This is a genomic window from Rhizobium jaguaris (assembly GCF_003627755.1).
GTDB lineage: Bacteria > Pseudomonadota > Alphaproteobacteria > Rhizobiales > Rhizobiaceae > Rhizobium > Rhizobium jaguaris.
The window spans coordinates 88,375-115,344 of sequence record NZ_CP032697.1; the positions used below are offsets into that span (position 1 = coordinate 88,375).

General features: G+C 64.1%; 1 protein-coding gene and 1 pseudogene (1 of these 2 only partly in view). Both read right to left on the reverse strand.

What is annotated here, in order from left to right; translation table 11 throughout:
* Nucleotides 1-19,740 (reverse strand): annotated as a pseudogene (locus tag CCGE525_RS37185) (non-ribosomal peptide synthase/polyketide synthase); its annotated part reaches 13,413 nt to the left of the window's first position; the annotation flags it as partial.
* Nucleotides 19,741-19,856: 116 nt separating this feature from the next.
* Nucleotides 19,857-26,546 (reverse strand): non-ribosomal peptide synthetase, encoded by a 6,690-nt coding sequence (locus CCGE525_RS37190; protein WP_245472541.1) that lies wholly within the window; start codon nt 26,544-26,546, stop codon nt 19,857-19,859.
* Nucleotides 26,547-26,970 lie beyond the last annotated feature (424 nt).

A 26,970-nucleotide genomic window follows, 5' to 3' on the forward strand; every position in this document is an offset into this window, starting at 1 on the left:
GGCCAAATCGATGCGATACTGACGCGGATCGAACCGGTGCCTGAGCTCAGCGGCGCCGGAACCATCACAGCCATCCAGCTCGACCTCGTCTACCTCGAGCGGCGCCTTGCGCCACACCACTTGCGCCGGGCTCGACAGGCCCTCCCAGACAAAGGCCGTGCGCAGGATGTCGTGACGGTCGACCACCTTTTGGAGCGCGCCGAGATAGCGCTCCAGCAGGTCACGGTCGGCAAAGGCCATCTGCGATACCAGCAGATAGGGATCACCGCGGCTGGCCAGAAGATGATGGAACAGGATGCCGTCCTGCAACGGCGACAGGGCATAGATATCCTGGATGTTGCCGACGCCGCCGGGCACCGTTTCCACGATCCGGTCGATCTCCTGTTGGGTAAGATCGATCAGCGGCAGCATCTCTGGCGTGATTGCCGTACTGTGCTCGCCGATCAGGTTGGCCGGGACCGTCACCTCGTGATGGCTGCCGAGGCTGGCGGCCAGATCGGACAGCACCGGTTTGGCAAACAGGGTGCGAACCTCCACGCCGAGCGACAGCCGCCGCAGCCGCTCCATCAGCTGCACGGCGAGCAGCGAGTGTCCGCCGAGTTCGAAGAAGTTGTCATGGCGTCCGACCCGCTCGAGACCGAGAAGCTCGGCCCAGATCCCGGCCAGCATCGTCTCGACCTCGCCGCGTGGCGCCTCATAGGCGGTGCGTGCATAGGCGTCGTCGCCTGGAACCGGCAGTGCCTTGCGGTCGAGCTTGCCGTTCGGTGTCAGCGGCAAGCTATCGATCCGCACGAAGGCCGAGGGCACCATGTAGTCCGGCAGCAGGCTACCCAGATAGGCGCGCAGGGAGGCAGCAAGCTGCGCACCATCTTCCTCGTACGATCCGGCCTCGGGCGCACAGACCACATAGGCGACGAGCCGCTTGTCGCCGGCGCGGTCCTGTTGCGCCACCACGACGGCCTCGCGCACGAAGGCGTGCTCGCAAAGCCGGGCGGCGATCTCGCCCGGCTCGATGCGGAAGCCGCGGATCTTCACCTGCTCGTCGTTGCGGCCGAGGAACTCCAGATTGCCGTCCGGCAGGTAGCGGGCCAGATCGCCGGTGCGGTACAGCCGATCGCCTTCGACAAAGGGACTGGCGATGAACCGCTCGGCCGTCAGCTCCGGCCGGTTGAGGTAGCCGCGCGCAACGCCGGCCCCGCCAATGTAGAGCTCGCCCACCGCCCCGAACGGAACCGGCGCACCATGACCGTCCAGCAGATAGAGCCGCGTGTTGGCGATCGGACGGCCGATCGGGACATTTGCCGAGATGGCGGGCTCGCTCGGAATGTCATAGAAGATGCAGCCCACAACTGCCTCGGTCGGGCCATATTCGTTCACCATCCTGGCTGCCGGCTGGGTCCTGCGCCACAATTCTACCGTTGAGGACGACAGCGCTTCACCGCCGATGATAAACGTGCCGACCTCGCTCGACATCTTCCCCGCCAGCAACTGCCGGCCGAGCGCATCCAGGTGGCTCGGGGTGATATTGACCAGCCCGCACGGCGCGCCGATCCTTGTTTTGAGTTCTTCGACTTCATCTCCGTCGTTTACAAGGCGCGCATGGCCTCCACGGAGCAAGGGTGCAAACAGGCTGTTAACCGTTGCATCGAAGGCGAGTGATGAGGAGACCACGGAAGAGGATCTGGGATCATAAACGTCGCAGGCCCAGGACAGATAATTGCCCATCCCGCGGTGCTCGACCATGACGCCCTTTGGCGTTCCGGTGGACCCGGAGGTATAGATGATGTAGGCGAGATGGCGTGAGGTGAGCCCGAGGGCGTGCGGCTCTGGGTCTGTGGCCGGCAGTTCGGCCCAGGCCGGGGTGGCGGTATCGAGATCGACCAGCGTCAGACCGGCGATCGCCTCTGGGCCGAGGGCTTGGCGGCCGGCCGCATCGCAAAGCATAAGCCGCGGTGCTGCATCCTCAAGCACCTGCCCCAACCGGGCGCTCGGATAGGCCGGATCGAGCGGCACGTAGGCGCCGCCTGCCTTGAGGATCGCCAGCAGCCCCACCACCATGGCCGGGCTGCGCTGAAGGCAGATCGCCACCGGCTGGTCCGGCCTGACGCCAAGGGCGATCAGATGATGCGCCAGGCGGTTGGCCCGGGCATTGAGTTCGCCATAGCTCAGGTGCTCGTCCTCATGGACCACCGCCACCGCCACCGCGTCCGGCGTCTTGGCTGCCTGCTGCTCGAACAGCTCGTGGATGCATCTGTCCGCAGGATAAGGCGCCTGCGTCCGGTTCAGATCCTCCAGCAGATAGGTCCGCTCCTCGGCCGGCAGGATGTCGATGCGGCCGACCGGCTGGCCCGCATCGGCAACCATCGCCCGCAGCAGCGCCAAAAGATAACCACACTGCCGCGCGATCGTCGCTTCATCGAACAGCGCGCTCGCATAACGCAGCGTTCCGGCGATGACCTCATCACGCTCGCAAAGGTTCAGTTCGAGATCGAACTTGACCTGATCGAACCCCTCCCCGGCAGGCTCGACGCTCAGCCCGGGAAGATCGAATGACCCACCGGCATCGTTCTGCCAGGCCAACCCGACCTGGAACAGCGGCGTGTGATCGAGAGCCCGCGGTGGCTTGACGATCTCCACCACCTGCTCGAACGGCAGGTCCTGATGCTCCTGTGCCGCCAGCGCCGTGCGCCGCGTCCGCTCCAGAAGCGCTGATACGCTCGGCTCGCCCGACAGGTCCAGCCGCAGCGCCAGGGTGTTGACGAAGAAGCCGATCAAGTCTTCGGTCTCGCGCCGCCCGCGATTGGCGCTCGGCACACCGATGACAAGGTCGTCCTGCCCCGACAGACGCGACAGCACCGCAGCCCAGGCCGCCAGCACCGTCATGAACAAGGTCGTGCCATGCTGGTGGCTCAGCCGCTTCAGGTCGCGCGTCAGCTCCGCATCGATGACGACAGGAACATTGGCCCCGGCAAACGACTGCTCGGCCGGCCGTGGCCGGTCCGTCGGCAGTGCCAGACGGGCCGGAGCGCCGGCCAGGGTCTCGCGCCAATAGTCCGCCTGGGTCTGCAGCCGTTCCCCCGAAAGCCACTGGCGTTGCCAGGCGGCATAATCGGGATACTGGATCATAAGCGGCGGCAAAGGATCGTCCTGCCCAGCGGCGAATGCCCGGTAAAGGCTGCTCAGCTCCCGCACCAGCACGCCCATCGACCAGCCGTCCGAGACGATGTGATGCTGGGTCAAAAGGAAGACGTGCTCCTCGTCGGCCATGTCGATCAGCCGGGCACGGATCAGCGGTCCGCGCGACAGATCGAAGGGCGTACGCGCTTCCTCCTGGCACAGATCCAAAAGCGCCGTCTCGGCATCCGCCCTGCCCTTGAGATCGTGCTCGATCACCGGCAGCCCCGCATCCGGCGGCAGGATCTCGACCCGGGGTTCATCCTCCCAGTCGACAAAGATGCTGCGTAGCGCCTCATGGCGTGCAAACAGACGGTCGAGGCTGCGCTGCCAGGCGCTGCGGTCGAGCACACCCCGAAGTCGCAAGACCAGCGGCATGTGGTAGTTCGTGCTCTCCGCATCCAACTGCGCCAGGAACCAGAGCCGCTGCTGCGCGAACGACAGCACAAGCGGCGCATCGCGCGATACGGCCACGATCGCCGGCAGATCTTGCGGACCGGCCAGGCTCAACTGCTCGACAATGCTTTGTGCCAGATCGGACAGCACCGGTTTGGCAAACAGGGTTCTCAGCGGCAGCTCGACACCAAAAGCCAGCGACAGCCGGCTCAAGAGCCTTACGGCGAGCAGCGAATGGCCGCCGAGTTCGAAGAAGTTGTCGTGGCGTCCGACCCGCTCGAGACCGAGAAGCTCGGCCCAGATCCCGGCCAGCATCGTCTCGACCTCGCCGCGTGGCGCCTCATAGGCGGTGCGTGCATAGGCGTCGTCGCCTGGAACCGGCAGTGCCTTGCGGTCGAGCTTGCCGTTCGGTGTCAGCGGCAAGCTATCGATCCGCACGAAGGCCGAGGGCACCATGTAGTCCGGCAGCAGGCTACCCAGATAGGCGCGCAGGGAGGCAGCAAGCTGCGCACCATCTTCCTCGTACGATCCGGCCTCGGGCGCACAGACCACATAGGCGACGAGCCGCTTGTCGCCGGCGCGGTCCTGTTGCGCCACCACGACGGCCTCGCGCACGAAGGCGTGCTCGCAAAGCCGGGCGGCGATCTCGCCCGGCTCGATGCGGAAGCCGCGGATCTTCACCTGCTCGTCGTTGCGGCCGAGGAACTCCAGATTGCCGTCCGGCAGATAGCGGGCCAGATCGCCGGTGCGGTACATGCGGGCGCCGGCTTCGTCACTGAACGGATCGGCCAAAAACCGCTCGGCCGTCAGCTCCGGCCGGTTGAGGTAGCCGCGCGCAACGCCGGCCCCGCCAATGTAGAGCTCGCCCACCGCCCCGAACGGAACCGGTGCACCATGACCGTCCAGCAGATAGAGCCGCGTGTTGGCAATCGGGCGGCCGATCGTCTCAACGACAGCCTCTCCCCTCGCCATGCGCATCCAGGTCGAATAGGTTGTCGTCTCGGAAGGAGCGTACAGATTGCAGATCGTCTCTATCCAGGTGCTCTCGAAGACCCTCTCGATCAGATCCGCCTTCAACCGCTCGCCCGCCAAGTTGATGACGCTTGTCGAGGCTGGCACGGCCCGTTTGTCAAGCAGGGAAGCGATCGCCGAAGGGACTGTGTTGATCAAGGAGACATCCAGAGGCGCCTGTGCCAATGCCAGCGCATTGTCGACAAGATACAGCGTGCCTCCCTGCGAAAGCGGAACGAAGCACTCATAGACGGACAGGTCAAAGCTGATCGAGGTGGAACCCAGCATGCGGCTAGTCTCGGATTCCGCAAACACGCCGCTGTTCCAATGGAGCAGGTTCACGGTGCTTTGGTGCTCGACCATGACGCCCTTTGGCGTTCCGGTGGACCCGGAGGTATAGATGATGTAGGCGAGATGGCGTGAGGTGAGCCCGAGGGCGTGCGGCTCTGGGTCTGTGGCCGGCAGTTCGGCCCAGGCCGGGGTGGCGGTATCGAGATCGACCAGCGTCAGACCGGCGATCGCCTCTGGGCCGAGGGCTTGGCGGCCGGCCGCATCGCAAAGCATAAGCCGCGGTGCTGCATCCTCAAGCACCTGCCCCAACCGGGCGCTCGGATAGGCCGGATCGAGCGGCACGTAGGCGCCGCCTGCCTTGAGGATCGCCAGCAGCCCCACCACCATGGCCGGGCTGCGCTGAAGGCAGATCGCCACCGGCTGGTCCGGCCTGACGCCAAGGGCGATCAGATGATGCGCCAGGCGGTTGGCCCGGGCATTGAGTTCGCCATAGCTCAGGTGCTCGTCCTCATGGACCACCGCCACCGCGTCCGGCGTCTTGGCTGCCTGCTGCTCGAACAGCTCGTGGATGCATCTGTCCGCAGGATAAGGCGCCTGCGTCCGGTTCAGATCCTCCAGCAGATAGGTCCGCTCCTCGGCCGGCAGGATGTCGATGCGGCCGACCGGCTGGCCCGCATCGGCAACCATCGCCCGCAGCAGCGCCAAAAGATAACCACACTGCCGCGCGATCGTCGCTTCATCGAACAGCGCGCTCGCATAACGCAGCGTTCCGGCGATGACCTCATCACGCTCGCAAAGGTTCAGTTCGAGATCGAACTTGACCTGATCGAACCCCTCCCCGGCAGGCTCGACGCTCAGCCCGGGAAGATCGAATGACCCACCGGCATCGTTCTCCCAGGCCAGCATCACCTGGAACAGCGGCGTGTGATCGAGAGCCCGCGGTGGCTTGACGATCTCCACCACCTGCTCGAACGGCAGGTCCTGATGCTCCTGTGCCGCCAGCGTCGTGCGCCGCGTCCGGTCCAGAAGCGCCGACACGCTCGGCTCGCCCGACAGGTCCAGCCGCAGCGCCAGGGTGTTGACGAAGAAGCCGATCAAGTCTTCGGTCTCGCGCCGCCCGCGATTGGCGCTCGGCACACCGATGACAAGGTCGTCCTGCCCCGACAGACGCGACAGCACCGCAGCCCAGGCCGCCAGCACCGTCATGAACAAGGTCGTGCCATGCTGGTGGCTCAGCCGCTTCAGGTCGCGCGTCAGCTCCGCATCGATGACGACAGGAACATTGGCCCCGGCAAACGACTGCTCGGCCGGCCGTGGCCGATCCGTCGGCAGTGCCAGACGGGCCGGAGCGCCGGCCAGGGTCTCGCGCCAATAGTCCGCCTGGGTCTGCAGCCGTTCCCCCGAAAGCCACTGGCGTTGCCAGGCGGCATAATCGGGATACTGGATCACAAGCGGCGGCAAAGGATCGTCCTGCCCAGCGGCGAATGCCCGGTAAAGGCTGCTCAGCTCCCGCACCAGCACGCCCATCGACCAGCCGTCCGAGACGATGTGATGCTGGGTCAAAAGGAAGACGTGCTCCTCGTCGGCCATGTCGATCAGCCGGGCACGGATCAGCGGTCCGCGCGACAGATCGAAGGGCGTACGCGCTTCCTCCTGGCACAGATCCAAAAGCGCCGTCTCGGCATCCGCCCTGCCCTTGAGATCGTGCTCGATCACCGGCAGCCCCGCATCCGGCGGCAGGATCTCGACCCGGGGCTTGCCCTGTGGCGCGACAAAGACGCTGCGTAGCGCCTCATGGCGCGCAAACAGACGGTTAAGGCTGCGCTGCCAGGCGCTGCGGTCGAGCACACCCCGAAGTCGCAAGCCCAGCGGAATATGATAGTTGGTGCTGCCCTCGTCCAGCTGCGCCAGGAACCAGAGCCGCTGCTGCGCGAACGACAGCACAAGCGGCGCATCGCGCGATACGGCCACGATCGCCGGCAGATCTTGCGGACCGGCCAGGCTCAACTGCTCGACAATGCTTTGTGCCAGATCGGACAGCACCGGTTTGGCAAACAGGGTTCTCAGCGGCAGCTCGACACCAAAAGCCAGCGACAGCCGGCTCAAGAGCCTTACGGCGAGCAGCGAATGGCCGCCGAGTTCGAAGAAGTTGTCGTGGCGTCCGACCCGCTCGAGACCGAGAAGCTCGGCCCAGATCCCGGCCAGCATCGTCTCGACCTCGCCGCGTGGCGCCTCATAGGCGGTGCGTGCATAGGCGTCGTCGCCTGGAACCGGCAGTGCCTTGCGGTCGAGCTTGCCGTTCGGTGTCAGCGGCAAGCTATCGATCCGCACGAAGGCCGAGGGCACCATGTAGTCCGGCAGCAGGCTACCCAGATAGGCGCGCAAGGAGGCAGCAAGCTGCGCGCCATCTTCCTCGTCCGATCCGGCCTCGGGCGCACAGACCACATAGGCGACGAGCCGCTTGTCGCCGGTGCGGTCCTGTTGCGCCACCACGACGGCCTCGCGCACGAAGGCGTGCTCGCAAAGCCGGGCGGCGATCTCGCCCGGCTCGATGCGGAAGCCGCGGATCTTCACCTGCTCGTCGTTGCGGCCGAGGAACTCCAGATTGCCGTCCGGCAGATAGCGGGCCAGATCGCCGGTGCGGTACATGCGGGCGCCGGCTTCGTCACTGAACGGATCGGCCAAAAACCGCTCGGCCGTCAGCTCCGGCCGGTTGAGGTAGCCGCGCGCAACGCCGGCCCCGCCAATGTAGAGCTCGCCCACCGCCCCGAACGGAACCGGTGCACCATGACCGTCCAGCAGATAGAGCCGCGTGTTGGCAATCGGGCGGCCGATCGTCTCAACGACAGCCTCTCCCCTCGCCATGCGCATCCAGGTCGAATAGGTTGTCGTCTCGGAAGGAGCGTACAGATTGCAGATCGTCTCTATCCAGGTGCTCTCGAAGACCCTCTCGATCAGATCCGCCTTCAACCGCTCGCCCGCCAAGTTGATGACGCTTGTCGAGGCTGGCACGGCCCGTTTGTCAAGCAGGGAAGCGATCGCCGAAGGGACTGTGTTGATCAAGGAGACATCCAGAGGCGCCTGTGCCAATGCCAGCGCATTGTCGACAAGATACAGCGTGCCTCCCTGCGAAAGCGGAACGAAGCACTCATAGACGGACAGGTCAAAGCTGATCGAGGTGGAACCCAGCATGCGGCTAGTCTCGGATTCCGCAAACACGCCGCTGTTCCAATGGAGCAGGTTCACGGTGCTTTGGTGCTCGACCATGACGCCCTTTGGCGTTCCGGTGGACCCGGAGGTATAGATGATGTAGGCGAGATGGCGTGAGGTGAGCCCGAGGGCGTGCGGCTCTGGGTCCATGGCCGGCAGTTCGGCCCAGGCCGGGGTGGCGGTATCGAGATCGACCAGCGTCAGACCGGCGATCGCCTCTGGGCCGAGGGCTGCGCGGCCGGCCGCATCGCAAAGCATAAGCCGTGGGTCTGCATCCTCAAGAACCTGGATCAGCCGCTGAGACGGATAGGCCGGGTCGAGCGGCACGTAGGCACCACCTGCCTTGAGGATCGCCAGCAGCCCCACCACCATGGCCGGGCTGCGCTGAAGGCAGATCGCCACCGGCTGGTCCGGCCTGACGCCAAGCGCGATCAGATGATGCGCCAGGCGGTTGGCCTGCGCGTTGAGTTCGCCATAACTCAGCTCTTCGTCTTCATGGACAAGGGCGATGGCATCGGGGGCGCGGCGGACCTGCGCCTCGAACAGCTCGTGGATGCACTTGTCCGACGGATAGTCCGCCACCGTCCGGTTCAACTCCTCCAGCAGATAGCTGCGCTCGTCAGCCGGCAGGATGTCGATGCGGCCGACCGGCTGGCTTGCATCGGCGACCATCGCCCGCAGCAGCGCCAAAAGATAACCACGCTGCCGCACGATCGTCGCTTCCTCGAACAGCGCGCTCGCATAACCCAGCGTTCCGGTGATAACCTCGCCATGCTCGCAAAGGCTCAGTTCGAGATCGAACTTGACCTGATCGAACCCCTCCCCCGCAGCCTCCACACTTAGCCCGGGCAGGTCGAAGGACCCGACCGCGTTGTTCTCCCAGGCCAGCATCACCTGGAACAGTGGCGTGTGATCAAGAGCCCGGGGTGGCTGGACGATCTCCACCACCTGCTCGAACGGAAGGTCTTGATGCTCCTGTGCCGCCAGCGTCGTGCGCCGCGTCCGGTCCAGAAGCGCCGACACGCTCGGCTCGCCCGACAGGTCCAGCCGCAGCGCCAGGGTGTTGACGAAGAAGCCGATCAAGTCTTCGGTCTCGCGCCGCCCGCGATTGGCGCTCGGCACACCGATGACAAGGTCGTCCTGCCCCGACAGACGCGACAGCACCGCAGCCCAGGCCGCCAGCACCGTCATGAACAAGGTCGTGCCATGCTGGTGGCTCAGCCGCTTCAGGTCGCGCGTCAGCTCCGCATCGATGACGACAGGAACATTGGCCCCGGCAAACGACTGCTCGGCCGGCCGTGGCCGATCCGTCGGCAGTGCCAGACGGGCCGGAGCGCCGGCCAGGGTCTCGCGCCAATAGTCCGCCTGGGTCTGCAGCCGTTCCCCCGAAAGCCACTGGCGTTGCCAGGCGGCATAATCGGGATACTGGATCACAAGCGGCGGCAAAGGATCGTCCTGCCCAGCGGCGAATGCCCGGTAAAGGCTGCTCAGCTCCCGCACCAGCACGCCCATCGACCAGCCGTCCGAGACGATGTGATGCTGGGTCAAAAGGAAGACGTGCTCCTCGTCGGCCATGTCGATCAGCCGGGCACGGATCAGCGGTCCGCGCGACAGATCGAAGGGCGTACGCGCTTCCTCCTGGCACAGATCCAAAAGCGCCGTCTCGGCATCCGCCCTGCCCTTGAGATCGTGCTCGATCACCGGCAGCCCCGCATCCGGCGGCAGGATCTCGACCCGGGGCTTGCCCTGTGGCGCGACAAAGACGCTGCGTAGCGCCTCATGGCGCGCAAACAGACGGTTAAGGCTGCGCTGCCAGGCGCTGCGGTCGAGCACACCCCGAAGTCGCAAGCCCAGCGGAATATGATAGTTGGTGCTGCCCTCGTCCAGCTGCGCCAGGAACCAGAGCCGCTGCTGCGCGAACGACAGCACAAGCGGCGCATCGCGCGATACGGCCACGATCGCCGGCAGATCTTGCGGACCGGCCAGGCTCAACTGCTCGACAATGCTTTGTGCCAGATCGGACAGCACCGGTTTGGCAAACAGGGTTCTCAGCGGCAGCTCGACACCAAAAGCCAGCGACAGCCGGCTCAAGAGCCTTACGGCGAGCAGCGAGTGTCCGCCGAGTTCGAAGAAGTTGTCGTGGCGTCCGACCCGCTCGAGACCGAGAAGCTCGGCCCAGATCCCGGCCAGCATCGTCTCGACCTCGCCGCGTGGCGCCTCATAGGCGGTGCGTGCATAGGCGTCGTCGCCTGGAACCGGCAGTGCCTTGCGGTCGAGCTTGCCGTTCGGTGTCAGCGGCAAGCTATCGATCCGCACGAAGGCCGAGGGCACCATGTAGTCCGGCAGCAGGCTACCCAGATAGGCGCGCAAGGAGGCAGCAAGCTGCGCGCCATCTTCCTCGTCCGATCCGGCCTCGGGCGCACAGACCACATAGGCGACGAGCCGCTTGTCGCCGGTGCGGTCCTGTTGCGCCACCACGACGGCCTCGCGCACGAAGGCGTGCTCGCAAAGCCGGGCGGCGATCTCGCCCGGCTCGATGCGGAAGCCGCGGATCTTCACCTGCTCGTCGTTGCGGCCGAGGAATTCCAGATTGCCGTCGGGCAGATAGCGGGCCAGATCGCCGGTGCGGTACATGCGGGCGCCGGCTTCGTCACTGAACGGATCGGCCAAAAACCGCTCGGCCGTCAGCTCCGGCCGGTTGAGGTAGCCGCGCGCAACGCCGGCCCCGCCAATGTAGAGCTCGCCCACCGCCCCGAACGGAACCGGTGCACCATGACCGTCCAGAAGGTAGATTCGAAGATCAGAAATCCGCTCGCCAATTGGGCTATGCGAACTGGAAAGGTCAGATCGATTCAAAAGCCGATAGGTTGCATGCACGGTCGTTTCCGTGATGCCGTACATGTTAATGAGCTGCGGAGTGCGATCCGAACATCCGCCATACCATGCTTTCAGAACTGATGGTTCCAAAGCCTCCCCGCCAAGGATAGCGTATCGAAGGTGGTTTTGAATTCTACTCTCACGTTCCGCTTGGATAAGAGTTTTAAAAGCCGAAGGGGTTTGGTTGAGAACGGTGACAGCGGCTTTGCAGATCAGCTGATAGAAATCTGGAGCGGAGCGAGCCGTATCGCTTGGGACTAGAACCAAGCGCCCGCCATAACGCAGAGCTCCCCATAATTCCCAAACGGAAAAGTCGAAGGAGAAAGAATGGAAAAGGCACCAGACGTCGTGTTCGGTGAAGTCATACAAGCCATGAGTCGCCTCGAACAGACGTGCCACCTGAGCATGCTCGACCATGACACCCTTGGGGGTTCCGGTGGACCCGGAGGTATAGATGATGTAGGCGAGATGGCGTGAGGTGAGCCCGAGGGCGTGCGGCTCCGGGTCCATGGCCGGCAGTTCGGCCCAGGCCGGGGTGGCGGTATCGAGATCGACCAGCGTCAGACCGGCGATCGCCTCTGGGCCGAGGGCTGCGCGGCCGGCCGCATCGCAAAGCATAAGCCGTGGGTCTGCATCCTCAAGAACCTGGATCAGCCGCTGAGACGGATAGGCCGGGTCGAGCGGCACGTAGGCACCACCTGCCTTGAGGATCGCCAGCAGCCCCACCACCATGGCCGGGCTGCGCTGAAGGCAGATCGCCACCGGCTGGTCCGGCCTGACGCCAAGCGCGATCAGATGATGCGCCAGGCGGTTGGCCTGCGCGTTGAGTTCGCCATAACTCAGCTCTTCGTCTTCATGGACAAGGGCGATGGCATCGGGGGCGCGGCGGACCTGCGCCTCGAACAGCTCGTGGATGCACTTGTCCGACGGATAGTCCGCCACCGTCCGGTTCAACTCCTCCAGCAGATAGCTGCGCTCGTCAGCCGGCAGGATGTCGATGCGGCCGACCGGCTGGCTTGCATCGGCGACCATCGCCCGCAGCAGCGCCAAAAGATAACCACGCTGCCGCACGATCGTCGCTTCCTCGAACAGCGCGCTCGCATAACCCAGCGTTCCGGTGATAACCTCGCCATGCTCGCAAAGGCTCAGTTCGAGATCGAACTTGACCTGATCGAACCCCTCCCCCGCAGCCTCCACACTTAGCCCGGGCAGGTCGAAGGACCCGACCGCGTTGTTCTCCCAGGCCAGCATCACCTGGAACAGTGGCGTGTGATCAAGAGCCCGGGGTGGCTGGACGATCTCCACCACCTGCTCGAACGGAAGGTCTTGATGCTCCTGTGCCGCCAGCGTCGTGCGCCGCGTCCGGTCCAGAAGCGCCGACACGCTCGGCTCGCCCGACAGGTCCAGCCGCAGCGCCAGGGTGTTGACGAAGAAGCCGATCAAGTCTTCGGTCTCGCGCCGCCCGCGATTGGCGCTCGGCACACCGATGACAAGGTCGTCCTGCCCCGACAGACGCGACAGCACCGCAGCCCAGGCCGCCAGCACCGTCATGAACAAGGTCGTGCCATGCTGGTGGCTCAGCCGCTTCAGGTCGCGCGTCAGCTCCGCATCGATGACGACAGGAACATTGGCCCCGGCAAACGACTGCTCGGCCGGCCGTGGCCGATCCGTCGGCAGTGCCAGACGGGCCGGAGCGCCGGCCAGGGTCTCGCGCCAATAGTCCGCCTGGGTCTGCAGCCGTTCCCCCGAAAGCCACTGGCGTTGCCAGGCGGCATAATCGGGATACTGGATCATAAGCGGCGGCAAAGGATCGTCCTGCCCAGCGGCGAATGCCCGGTAAAGGCTGCTCAGCTCCCGCACCAGCACGCCCATCGACCAGCCGTCCGAGACGATGTGATGCTGGGTCAAAAGGAAGACGTGCTCCTCGTCGGCCATGTCGATCAGCCGGGCACGGATCAGCGGTCCGCGCGACAGATCGAAGGGCGTACGCGCTTCCTCCTGGCACAGATCCAAAAGCGCCGTCTCGGCATCCGCCCTGCCCTTGAGATCGTGCTCGATCACCGGCAGCCCCGCATCCGGCGGCAGGATCTCGACCCGGGGCTTGCCCTGTGGCGCGACAAAGACGCTGCGTAGCGCCTCATGGCGCGCAAACAGACGGTTAAGGCTGCGCTGCCAGGCGCTGCGGTCGAGCACACCCCGAAGTCGCAAGCCCAGCGGAATATGATAGTTGGTGCTGCCCTCGTCCAGCTGCGCCAGGAACCAGAGCCGCTGCTGCGCGAACGACAGCACAAGCGGCGCATCGCGCGATACGGCCACGATCGCCGGCAGATCTTGCGGACCGGCCAGGCTCAACTGCTCGACAATGCTTTGTGCCAGATCGGACAGCACCGGTTTGGCAAACAGGGTTCTCAGCGGCAGCTCGACACCAAAAGCCAGCGACAGCCGGCTCAAGAGCCTTACGGCGAGCAGCGAGTGTCCGCCGAGTTCGAAGAAGTGGTCATGGCGTCCGACCCGCTCGAGACCGAGAAGCTCGGCCCAGATCCCGGCCAGCATCGTCTCGACCTCGCCGCGTGGCGCCTCATAGGCGGTGCGTGCATAGGCGTCGTCGCCTGGAACCGGCAGTGCCTTGCGGTCGAGCTTGCCGTTCGGTGTCAGCGGCAAGCTATCGATCCGCACGAAGGCCGAGGGCACCATGTAGTCCGGCAGCAGGCTACCCAGATAGGCGCGCAGGGAGGCAGCAAGCTGCGCACCATCTTCCTCGTACGATCCGGCCTCGGGCGCACAGACCACATAGGCGACGAGCCGCTTGTCGCCGGCGCGGTCCTGTTGCGCCACCACGACGGCCTCGCGCACGAAGGCGTGCTCGCAAAGCCGGGCGGCGATCTCGCCCGGCTCGATGCGGAAGCCGCGGATCTTCACCTGCTCGTCGTTGCGGCCGAGGAACTCCAGATTGCCGTCCGGCAGATAGCGGGCCAGATCGCCGGTGCGGTACATGCGGGCGCCGGCTTCGTCACTGAACGGATCGGCCAAAAACCGCTCGGCCGTCAGCTCCGGCCGGTTGAGGTAGCCGCGCGCAACGCCGGCCCCGCCAATGTAGAGCTCGCCCACCGCCCCGAACGGAACCGGTGCACCATGACCGTCCAGCAGATAGAGCCGCGTGTTGGCAATCGGGCGGCCGATCGTCTCAACGACAGCCTCTCCCCTCGCCATGCGCATCCAGGTCGAATAGGTTGTCGTCTCGGAAGGAGCGTACAGATTGCAGATCGTCTCTATCCAGGTGCTCTCGAAGACCCTCTCGATCAGATCCGCCTTCAACCGCTCGCCCGCCAAGTTGATGACGCTTGTCGAGGCTGGCACGGCCCGTTTGTCAAGCAGGGAAGCGATCGCCGAAGGGACTGTGTTGATCAAGGAGACATCCAGAGGCGCCTGTGCCAATGCCAGCGCATTGTCGACAAGATACAGCGTGCCTCCCTGCGAAAGCGGAACGAAGCACTCATAGACGGACAGGTCAAAGCTGATCGAGGTGGAACCCAGCATGCGGCTAGTCTCGGATTCCGCAAACACGCCGCTGTTCCAATGGAGCAGGTTCACGGTGCTTTGGTGCTCGACCATGACGCCCTTTGGCGTTCCGGTGGACCCGGAGGTATAGATGATGTAGGCGAGATGGCGTGAGGTGAGCCCGAGGGCGTGCGGCTCTGGGTCCATGGCCGGCAGTTCGGCCCAGGCCGGGGTGGCGGTATCGAGATCGACCAGCGTCAGACCGGCGATCGCCTCTGGGCCGAGGGCTTGGCGGCCGGCCGCATCGCAAAGCATAAGCCGTGGGTCTGCATCCTCAAGAACCTGGATCAGCCGCTGAGACGGATAGGCCGGGTCGAGCGGCACGTAGGCGCCGCCTGCCTTGAGGATCGCCAGCAGCCCCACCACCATGGCCGGGCTGCGCTGAAGGCAGATCGCCACCGGCTGGTCCGGCCTGACGCCAAGCGCGATCAGATGATGCGCCAGGCGGTTGGCCCGGGCATTGAGTTCGCCATAGCTCAGGTGCTCGTCCTCATGGACCACCGCCACCGCGTCCGGCGTCTTGGCTGCCTGCTGCTCGAACAGCTCGTGGATGCATCTGTCCGCAGGATAAGGCGCCTGCGTCCGGTTCAGATCCTCCAGCAGATAGGTCCGCTCCTCGGCCGGCAGGATGTCGAGATCGCACACCGGCATATCGGGGGCATGCTCCAGTGCTTCGGCCAGTTGCTCGAGCACGTGCTGCATATAACCGCAGACCCGCTCCGCAGAGATGGGCTCGGCCACTTCCGCCGTCAGGCCGAGCGCCTCGCCAAAATCCTCCACCGACAGGGTCAGCGGATAGTTGGTGCGTTCCTCGCTGCCCAGCCATTCCATGCCGGAGAGGATATCGTCCGTGCCCCCTGGCGCTGGCATGTTGTTGTGACGATAGTTCAACAGGGCGCTGAACAGCGGTGCCGGTGCTGCAATTCCGCTGCAGCGTTGCGCCAGTGCCAGCGAGGCATGCTCGTGCGCCAGCAGCTCGGAAAGCCGGCCATGGGTAATGCGAACACTCTCCTCGACCCCGGTCCCGTCGAGATCGAGCCGCACAGGCAGGGTGTTCATGAACAGGCCCATGGCACGGTCTGCACCGGTACCGGCATGCATGCGGCCGAACAGCACCGTGCCGAACACCACCTGCTCTTGGCCACTGCTCAGCGCCAGCGCCTGCCCCCAGGCCAGATGGCACAGGCTCGCCAGGCTCACCCCCAGCCGCCGCGCCTGGCCGCGTAGCCGATCGTTGAGCGCCTGCGGCAGCATCCGCCGCGCTTCGCCAGATCTGCTGCCATCGCCATGGACCTCGCTCAGTCCGAACGGCAGGGTCGGCTCGTCAATGTCGGCCAGCATCCCCCGGAAGAACTCTTCATGCGCCTTGGCATCAATTCCCAGCCGCGCCTGCGCCACCAGATTGCGGAACGGCTGCGGCGCCGGCAGTTCGTGCGCGCGGCCCTGCAGCACGGCCTCGACCTCGGCATGCATCACTTCCAGCGTCGTGTGGTCGCCGATCAGATGATGCTGCAGCTCCAAAAGCAGCCAGCGCCCGCCGCCACCCGGCTCGGGCGCGATCACGAACCGCATCAAGGGTGCCCGGGCCAAATCGATGCGATACTGACGCGGATCGAACCGGTGCCTGAGCTCAGCGGCGCCGGAACCATCACAGCCATCCAGCTCGACCTCGTCTACCTCGAGCGGCGCCTTGCGCCACACCACTTGCGCCGGGCTCGACAGGCCCTCCCAGACAAAGGCCGTGCGCAGGATGTCGTGACGGTCGACCACCTTTTGGAGCGCGCCGAGATAGCGCTCCAGCAGGTCACGGTCGGCAAAGGCCATCTGCGATACCAGCAGATAGGGATCACCGCGGCTGGCCAGAAGATGATGGAACAGGATGCCGTCCTGCAACGGCGACAGGGCATAGATATCCTGGATGTTGCCGACGCCGCCGGGCACCGTTTCCACGATCCGGTCGATCTCCTGTTGGGTAAGATCGATCAGCGGCAGCATCTCTGGCGTGATTGCCGTACTGTGCTCGCCGATCAGGTTGGCCGGGACCGTCACCTCGTGATGGCTGCCGAGGCTGGCGGCCAGATCGGACAGCACCGGTTTGGCAAACAGGGTGCGAACCTCCACGCCGAGCGACAGCCGCCGCAGCCGCTCCATCAGCTGCACGGCGAGCAGCGAGTGTCCGCCGAGTTCGAAGAAGTTGTCATGGCGTCCGACCCGCTCGAGACCGAGAAGCTCGGCCCAGATCCCGGCCAGCATCGTCTCGACCTCGCCGCGTGGCGCCTCATAGGCGGTGCGTGCATAGGCGTCGTCGCCTGGAACCGGCAGTGCCTTGCGGTCGAGCTTGCCGTTCGGTGTCAGCGGCAAGCTATCGATCCGCACGAAGGCCGAGGGCACCATGTAGTCCGGCAGCAGGCTACCCAGATAGGCGCGCAGGGAGGCAGCAAGCTGCGCACCATCTTCCTCGTACGATCCGGCCTCGGGCGCACAGACCACATAGGCGACGAGCCGCTTGTCGCCGGCGCGGTCCTGTTGCGCCACCACGACGGCCTCGCGCACGAAGGCGTGCTCGCAAAGCCGGGCGGCGATCTCGCCCGGCTCGATGCGGAAGCCGCGGATCTTCACCTGCTCGTCGTTGCGGCCGAGGAACTCCAGATTGCCGTCCGGCAGGTAGCGGGCCAGATCGCCGGTGCGGTACAGCCGATCGCCTTCGACAAAGGGACTGGCGATGAACCGCTCGGCCGTCAGCTCCGGCCGGTTGAGGTAGCCGCGCGCAACGCCGGCCCCGCCAATGTAGAGCTCGCCCACCGCCCCGAACGGAACCGGCGCACCATGACCGTCCAGCAGATAGAGCCGCGTGTTGGCGATCGGACGGCCGATCGGGACATTTGCCGAGATGGCGGGCTCGCTCGGAATGTCATAGAAGATGCAGCCCACAACTGCCTCGGTCGGGCCATATTCGTTCACCATCCTGGCTGCCGGCTGGGTCCTGCGCCACAATTCTACCGTTGAGGACGACAGCGCTTCACCGCCGATGATAAACGTGCCGACCTCGCTCGACATCTTCCCCGCCAGCAACTGCCGGCCGAGCGCATCCAGGTGGCTCGGGGTGATATTGACCAGCCCGCACGGCGCGCCGATCCTTGTTTTGAGTTCTTCGACTTCATCTCCGTCGTTTACAAGGCGCGCATGGCCTCCACGGAGCAAGGGTGCAAACAGGCTGTTAACCGTTGCATCGAAGGCGAGTGATGAGGAGACCACGGAAGAGGATCTGGGATCATAAACGTCGCAGGCCCAGGACAGATAATTGCCCATCCCGCGGTGCTCGACCATGACGCCCTTTGGCGTTCCGGTGGACCCGGAGGTATAGATGATGTAGGCGAGATGGCGTGAGGTGAGCCCGAGGGCGTGCGGCTCTGGGTCCATGGCCGGCAGTTCGGCCCAGGCCGGGGTGGCGGTATCGAGATCGACCATCGCCAGACCGGCGATCGCCTCTGGGCCGAGGGCTTGGCGGCCGGCGGCATCGCAAAGCATAAGCCGCGGTGCTGCATCCTCAAGCACCTGCCCCAACCGGGCGCTCGGATAGGCCGGATCGAGCGGCACGTAGGCGCCGCCTGCCTTGAGGATCGCCAGCAGCCCCACCACCATGGCCGGGCTGCGCTGAAGGCAGATCGCCACCGGCTGGTCCGGCCTGACGCCAAGCGCGATCAGATGATGCGCCAGGCGGTTGGCCCGGGCATTGAGTTCGCCATAGCTCAGGTGCTCGTCCTCATGGACCACCGCCACCGCGTCCGGCGTCTTGGCTGCCTGCTGCTCGAACAGCTCGTGGATGCATCTGTCCGCAGGATAAGGCGCCTGCGTCCGGTTCAGATCCTCCAGCAGATAGGTCCGCTCCTCGGCCGGCAGGATGTCGATGCGGCCGACCGGCTGGCCCGCATCGGCAACCATCGCCCGCAGCAGCGCCAAAAGATAACCACACTGCCGCGCGATCGTCGCTTCATCGAACAGCGCGCTCGCATAACGCAGCGTTCCGGCGATGACCTCATCACGCTCGCAAAGGTTCAGTTCGAGATCGAACTTGACCTGATCGAACCCCTCCCCGGCAGGCTCGACGCTCAGCCCGGGAAGATCGAATGACCCACCGGCATCGTTCTCCCAGGCCAGCATCACCTGGAACAGCGGCGTGTGATCGAGAGCCCGCGGTGGCTTGACGATCTCCACCACCTGCTCGAACGGCAGGTCCTGATGCTCCTGTGCCGCCAGCGTCGTGCGCCGCGTCCGGTCCAGAAGCGCCGACACGCTCGGCTCGCCCGACAGGTCCAGCCGCAGCGCCAGGGTGTTGACGAAGAAGCCGATCAAGTCTTCGGTCTCGCGCCGCCCGCGATTGGCGCTCGGCACACCGATGACAAGGTCGTCCTGCCCCGACAGACGCGACAGCACCGCAGCCCAGGCCGCCAGCACCGTCATGAACAAGGTCGTGCCATGCTGGTGGCTCAGCCGCTTCAGGTCGCGCGTCAGCTCCGCATCGATGACGACAGGAACATTGGCCCCGGCAAACGACTGCTCGGCCGGCCGTGGCCGATCCGTCGGCAGTGCCAGACGGGCCGGAGCGCCGGCCAGGGTCTCGCGCCAATAGTCCGCCTGGGTCTGCAGCCGTTCCCCCGAAAGCCACTGGCGTTGCCAGGCGGCATAATCGGGATACTGGATCACAAGCGGCGGCAAAGGATCGTCCTGCCCAGCGGCGAATGCCCGGTAAAGGCTGCTCAGCTCCCGCACCAGCACGCCCATCGACCAGCCGTCCGAGACGATGTGATGCTGGGTCAAAAGGAAGACGTGCTCCTCGTCGGCCATGTCGATCAGCCGGGCACGGATCAGCGGTCCGCGCGACAGATCGAAGGGCGTACGCGCTTCCTCCTGGCACAGATCCAAAAGCGCCGTCTCGGCATCCGCCCTGCCCTTGAGATCGTGCTCGATCACCGGCAGCCCCGCATCCGGCGGCAGGATCTCGACCCGGGGCTTGCCCTGTGGCGCGACAAAGACGCTGCGTAGCGCCTCATGGCGCGCAAACAGACGGTTAAGGCTGCGCTGCCAGGCGCTGCGGTCGAGCACACCCCGAAGTCGCAAGCCCAGCGGAATATGATAGTTGGTGCTGCCCTCGTCCAGCTGCGCCAGGAACCAGAGCCGTTGCTGCGCAAACGACAGCACAAGCGGCGCGTTCCGGCTGACCGGTGATATTGCTGTGGCTGCTTCGGTCCGGTTTGCTGCTTTCTCTTTTGCAACTAGGAAAAGCCGGGCCAAGCTTTCGTCGTCCAGGTTTTCTAAGCCGGTCCTAACTAAATTTGTCATCATCTAGCTCCTAGAGAGACCAGCTTTTCAAGCTCGTCACCATCGAATTCTTGTTCAATCAAGGTGATAGAGATTTCACGGGCAAAGTGCGCGAGCACCGGTTCGGCAAACAGGGTTCTCAGCGGCAGCTCGACACCAAAAGCCAGCGACAGCCGGCTCAAGAGCCTTACGGCGAGCAGCGAATGGCCGCCGAGTTCGAAGAAGTTGTCGTGGCGTCCGACCCGCTCGAGACCGAGAAGCTCGGCCCAGATCCCGGCCAGCATCGTCTCGACCTCGCCGCGTGGCGCCTCATAGGCGGTGCGTGCATAGGCGTCGTCGCCTGGAACCGGCAGTGCCTTGCGGTCGAGCTTGCCGTTCGGTGTCAGCGGCAAGCTATCGATCCGCACGAAGGCCGAGGGCACCATGTAGTCCGGCAGCAGGCTACCCAGATAGGCGCGCAGGGAGGCAGCAAGCTGCGCACCATCTTCCTCGTACGATCCGGCCTCGGGCGCACAGACCACATAGGCGACGAGCCGCTTGTCGCCGGCGCGGTCCTGTTGCGCCACCACGACGGCCTCGCGCACGAAGGCGTGCTCGCAAAGCCGGGCGGCGATCTCGCCCGGCTCGATGCGGAAGCCGCGGATCTTCACCTGCTCGTCGTTGCGGCCGAGGAACTCCAGATTGCCGTCCGGCAGATAGCGGGCCAGATCGCCGGTGCGGTACATGCGGGCGCCGGCTTCGTCACTGAACGGATCGGCCAAAAACCGCTCGGCCGTCAGCTCCGGCCGGTTGAGGTAGCCGCGCGCAACGCCGGCCCCGCCAATGTAGAGCTCGCCCACCGCCCCGAACGGAACCGGTGCACCATGACCGTCCAGCAGATAGAGCCGCGTGTTGGCAATCGGGCGGCCGATCGTCTCAACGACAGCCTCTCCCCTCGCCATGCGCATCCAGGTCGAATAGGTTGTCGTCTCGGAAGGAGCGTACAGATTGCAGATCGTCTCTATCCAGGTGCTCTCGAAGACCCTCTCGATCAGATCCGCCTTCAACCGCTCGCCCGCCAAGTTGATGACGCTTGTCGAGGCTGGCACGGCCCGTTTGTCAAGCAGGGAAGCGATCGCCGAAGGGACTGTGTTGATCAAGGAGACATCCAGAGGCGCCTGTGCCAATGCCAGCGCATTGTCGACAAGATACAGCGTGCCTCCCTGCGAAAGCGGAACGAAGCACTCATAGACGGACAGGTCAAAGCTGATCGAGGTGGAACCCAGCATGCGGCTAGTCTCGGATTCCGCAAACACGCCGCTGTTCCAATGGAGCAGGTTCACGGTGCTTTGGTGCTCGACCATGACGCCCTTTGGCGTTCCGGTGGACCCGGAGGTATAGATGATGTAGGCGAGATGGCGTGAGGTGAGCCCGAGGGCGTGCGGCTCTGGGTCCATGGCCGGCAGTTCGGCCCAGGCCGGGGTGGCGGTATCGAGATCGACCAGCGTCAGACCGGCGATCGCCTCTGGGCCGAGGGCTGCGCGGCCGGCCGCATCGCAAAGCATAAGCCGTGGGTCTGCATCCTCAAGAACCTGGATCAGCCGCTGAGACGGATAGGCCGGGTCGAGCGGCACGTAGGCACCACCTGCCTTGAGGATCGCCAGCAGCCCCACCACCATGGCCGGGCTGCGCTGAAGGCAGATCGCCACCGGCTGGTCCGGCCTGACGCCAAGCGCGATCAGATGATGCGCCAGGCGGTTGGCCCGGGCATTGAGTTCGCCATAGCTCAGGTGCTCGTCCTCATGGACCACCGCCACCGCGTCCGGCGTCTTGGCTGCCTGCTGCTCGAACAGCTCGTGGATGCATCTGTCCGCAGGATAAGGCGCCTGCGTCCGGTTCAGATCCTCCAGCAGATAGGTCCGCTCCTCGGCCGGCAGGATGTCGAGATCGCACACCGGCATATCGGGGGCATGCTCCAGTGCTTCGGCCAGTTGCTCGAGCACGTGCTGCATATAACCGCAGACCCGCTCCGCAGAGATGGGCTCGGCCACTTCCGCCGTCAGGCCGAGCGCCTCGCCAAAATCCTCCACCGACAGGGTCAGCGGATAGTTGGTGCGTTCCTCGCTGCCCAGCCATTCCATGCCGGAGAGGATATCGTCCGTGCCCCCTGGCGCTGGCATGTTGTTGTGACGATAGTTCAACAGGGCGCTGAACAGCGGTGCCGGTGCTGCAATTCCGCTGCAGCGTTGCGCCAGTGCCAGCGAGGCATGCTCGTGCGCCAGCAGCTCGGAAAGCCGGCCATGGGTAATGCGAACACTCTCCTCGACCCCGGTCCCGTCGAGATCGAGCCGCACAGGCAGGGTGTTCATGAACAGGCCCATGGCACGGTCTGCACCGGTACCGGCATGCATGCGGCCGAACAGCACCGTGCCGAACACCACCTGCTCTTGGCCACTGCTCAGCGCCAGCGCCTGCCCCCAGGCCAGATGGCACAGGCTCGCCAGGCTCACCCCCAGCCGCCGCGCCTGGCCGCGTAGCCGATCGTTGAGCGCCTGCGGCAGCATCCGCCGCGCTTCGCCAGATCTGCTGCCATCGCCATGGACCTCGCTCAGTCCGAACGGCAGGGTCGGCTCGTCAATGTCGGCCAGCATCCCCCGGAAGAACTCTTCATGCGCCTTGGCATCAATTCCCAGCCGCGCCTGCGCCACCAGATTGCGGAACGGCTGCGGCGCCGGCAGTTCGTGCGCGCGGCCCTGCAGCACGGCCTCGACCTCGGCATGCATCACTTCCAGCGTCGTGTGGTCGCCGATCAGATGATGCCGCAGCTCCAAAAGCAGCCAGCGCCCGCCGCCACCCGGCTCGGGCGCGATCACGAACCGCATCAAGGGTGCCCGGGCCAAATCGATGCGATACTGACGCGGATCGAACCGGTGCCTGAGCTCAGCGGCGCCGGAACCATCACAGCCATCCAGCTCGACCTCGTCTACCTCGAGCGGCGCCTTGCGCCACACCACTTGCGCCGGGCTCGACAGGCCCTCCCAGACAAAGGCCGTGCGCAGGATGTCGTGACGGTCGACCACCTTTTGGAGCGCGCCGAGATAGCGCTCCAGCAGGTCACGGTCGGCAAAGGCCATCTGCGATACCAGCAGATAGGGATCACCGCGGCTGGCCAGAAGATGATGGAACAGGATGCCGTCCTGCAACGGCGACAGGGCATAGATATCCTGGATGTTGCCGACGCCGCCGGGCACCGTTTCCACGATCCGGTCGATCTCCTGTTGGGTAAGATCGATCAGCGGCAGCATCTCTGGCGTGATTGCCGTACTGTGCTCGCCGATCAGGTTGGCCGGGACCGTCACCTCGTGATGGCTGCCGAGGCTGGCGGCCAGATCGGACAGCACCGGTTTGGCAAACAGGGTGCGCACCTCGATGCCGAGCGACAGCCGCCGCAGACGCTCTATCAACTGCACGGCGAGCAGCGAGTGTCCGCCGAGTTCGAAGAAGTGGTCGTGGCGTCCGACCTTCTCGACGCCGAGCAGCTCGGCCCAGATCTGGGCCAGGCTGGTCTCGAGCTCGCCTTGCGGCGCCTCATAGGCGGTGCGCGCATAGGCGTCGTCGTCGGGAACCGGCAGCGCCTTGCGGTCGAGCTTGCCGTTTGGCGTCAGCGGCAGGGTATCGATCCGCACGAAGGCGGCCGGCACCATGTAGTCGGGCAGTCGGGCACTGAGATGCGTGCGCAGGGCGCCGGCAAGCGCACTTGCGTCCTCGTCGTCCAACCCTGCCCCAGGTGCACACACCACATAGGCGACGAGCCGCCGGTCGCCGGCGCGGTCCTCTTGCGCCACCACCACCGCATCGCCGACGAGCTCATGCTCGCAAAGCCGTGCGGCGATCTCGCCCGGCTCGATGCGGAAGCCGCGGATCTTCACCTGCTCGTCGTTGCGGCCGAGGAATTCCAGATTGCCGTCGGGCAGATAGCGGGCCAGATCGCCGGTGCGGTACAGGCGGGCGCCGGGCTCGTTGCAGAACGGATCGGCCAAAAACCGCTCGGCCGTCAGCTCCGGCCGGTTGAGATAGCCGCGCGCAACGCCGGCCCCGCCGATATAGAGCTCACCCACCGCCCCAAACGGAACGGGCGCGCCATCGCCGTCCAGCAGATAGAGCCGCGTGTTGGCGATCGGTCGGCCAATGGGAATTGAGCGTAGTCCACCGACCTCAGTGACTATCTCGAACGTGCTACATCCAACTGTGGCTTCGGTGGGACCAAAATGATTGATCAGACGTACGTTGGGAAAGCGCTGTTGCCAAAAGTGTATATCTGCAGGAACCAAGGCTTCGCCGCCGACCATCAGTGCCTTTGTCGGTGCGGGTCCGTCGTAATCTTCAAGAAGCTTGTTCAACACACTCAAGTGCGTCGGTGTTAGCTTGATCAAATCATAGGTCTTAGCTTCCCTTAAGCGAGTAACGGAATCTAGCTGACCAGAAGGTTTGAACAAATGTAATCGCGCACCTGCCAAAAGAGGTCCGAACAAAGTGGTAATAATTCCGTCAAAGCTCAGCGAATGTAGTAAAGGTGAGCCATTCGAATCTTGCTTATAATATGTAAGAAGTGACCATTGCAGATAATTCGCCACGCTCTGATGCTCGACCATGACGCCTTTTGGTGTTCCGGTGGAGCCGGAGGTATAGATGACGTAGGCGAGATGGCGGGCGGTGAGGCCAAGGGCGTGCGGCTCTGGGTCTGTGGCCGGCAGTTCGGCCCAGGCCGGTGTTGCGGTCTGCAGATCGACCAGCGTCAGACCGGCGATCGCCTCTGGGCCGAGGGCTTGGCGGCCGGCGGCATCGCAAAGCATAAGCCGTGGGTCTGCATCCTCAAGCACCTGGATCAGCCGCTGAGACGGATAGGCCGGGTCGAGCGGCACGTAGGCGCCGCCTGCCTTGAGGATCGCCAGCAGCCCCACCACCATGGCCGGGCTGCGCTGAAGGCAGATCGCCACCGGCTGGTCCGGCTTGACCCCAAGGGCGATCAGATGATGCGCCAGGCGGTTGGCCTGCGCATTGAGTTCGCCATAACTCAGCTCTTCGTCTTCATGGACAAGGGCGATGGCATCGGGGGCGCGGCGGACCTGCTGCTCGAACAGCTCGTGGATGCATCTGTCCGCAGGATAAGGCGCCTGCGTCCGGTTCAGCTCCTCCAAAAGGTAGGTCCGCTCGTCGGCCGGCAGGATGTCGATGCGACCGACCGGCTGGCCCGCATCGGCTAACGCTGCATGCAATAGATTTTCGAGGTGCTGCGTGATGCGGTCGATCTGCTTCGGCGCCAATCGGCTAGCATCAAAGTGCCATCGAAAGCTCCCGTCCGTCGAGCAAACAACCATTGTAAGAGCAGCGCCAGCCGGGATGCTCCCGGAATGCAAATCACTGGCGCCGACGCTATTATATGTGGTTACCGTGATACCAATCGACCACGGTTGGGATGATTGAAGTCCTTCAATACTCTGTAACTTGGGGTCGCGCCAGATGAGGTCTCGCACAAAGCTGTCGTTCTCCTTCAAGAGAAGGCATTCGCCAGCAACAGCCTTGCGCACTTCGTTGAAATTGCAGTTAAGGTCAATGGACACTTCCATTGGGACCACCGAGGCGAGGAGCGCTTCTTCTGCAATCAACCCTATCCTCGAGGCATTCGAGGTTGTGGCCCATCCCAGCTGGAGTTCTGATTCGCCTGTGACACGGGCAAGATAGATCAGCCACGCGCTGATTAGACATTCTGTCCGATATATTGACGACAACTTGGTCAAGGCGCTTGGAACCAGTGCTCCACTCAAATGCCAAGTAGACGAAACTGCAGACGCGGAAGATGTTGAAAATGGAAGCTGCAACAACTTGAATCGTTGCAGCCGTTGTCGCCAGAATTCCTCTTGTGGGGCTAGCGTTTCAAATGCTCTAGTTATGCTCTTTGCCTGATCGTCGCCGATAATTGGAAGGCGAGCGCCCACATCGAGATTGAACTGCCTGGCAAGTGCTACTGTATCGATGAGCTGATCATCAGAACTGCCGAACCAAATATCAATATTGTCGGTTGCTGTCGCCACGCGCCAGTGCTCGTGATGGATCTCAAGCAACGAACCCGATGGAAGTCCAGAGCGCGGCGTCGACACCTCTAGCCGCCGGACTTCGACAGCGTCATTAGCTATAAGCACCTTGGACGAGCACAACGGGTTGAAATAATACGGCCCAAAGTCTAAGCTACGCACCAACGCTGCCAAAGCTTGTGCGGATTGATCCCATTTTATGCACCCCGCAGCCTCAGGCCGTCGGCACTTTGGAAAGTAACTTCTATTTTGAAGTTTTTGTGGCTGGGCTTTGAGCCCCCCATCGATCAAGCCTTCAAGGAGTTCGGCAAACCCTGCTATAGCGGCTTCATAACATTTAAGATTCAGCGTTAATGCTGTGTCGGTTGACGCAATGAACACCGGCCGCTGAATAAGAACTTCACCGGTATCAATTCCAGCATCAATGCGATGCCAAACAATGGCATGTTCAGACTCTTGGGCAAGAAGGGCCCACGATGTCGCGTTAGTTCCTGCATATTTTGGCAGAGGGCCGTCATGATAATTGAAAGCGCCTTGTCGGGCTTGAGCAAACACATTTTTTGGCAAAATGAATGGGTTGGCAACGGAAAATATTGAATCTACACGTTCTGCATGTACGAATGCCGATAACTCCTCCATGCTTTCCAAGCATGGTATACCACTATGGGCAACCCAACCGCGAAATATCCGGTCAGCACACAGCGCTGCTCGGATTGAATAACCCATTTCGATTGCGATCTGGGCACATCGAATCGCCAGCGTACCACTGCCGATGAAGATGCTTGAGAGTTCCGAGGACACTCCAGAAAGTTGCGCATGCCAGGGCTCTAAACTGCGATCGTGGATCCTGTCCTGACGAAACCGATTGGCCATTATGATTCCTCATCTTAACCATCTGATAGTTTCTTGGCGTGTTAAGCCGTCGAGGGCGAGAGCGTGTTCGAGGCATGTAATGCCTGATCAGATCTGCCGGCGTCCGGGCGGATTCCCCTCATGTCGACAAAGCGCCCGCCGCTATTTTCTGTGCGCGCCGAACTACGTCGGCGCGACCTCTCGGTCGAGC

Bases quoted from the DNA above. Each gene is read 5' to 3' on its own strand.
- CCGE525_RS37190 (WP_245472541.1), bottom strand. From the start codon at position 26,546: ATGGAGGAGTTATCGGCATTCGTACATGCAGAACGTGTAGATTCAATA.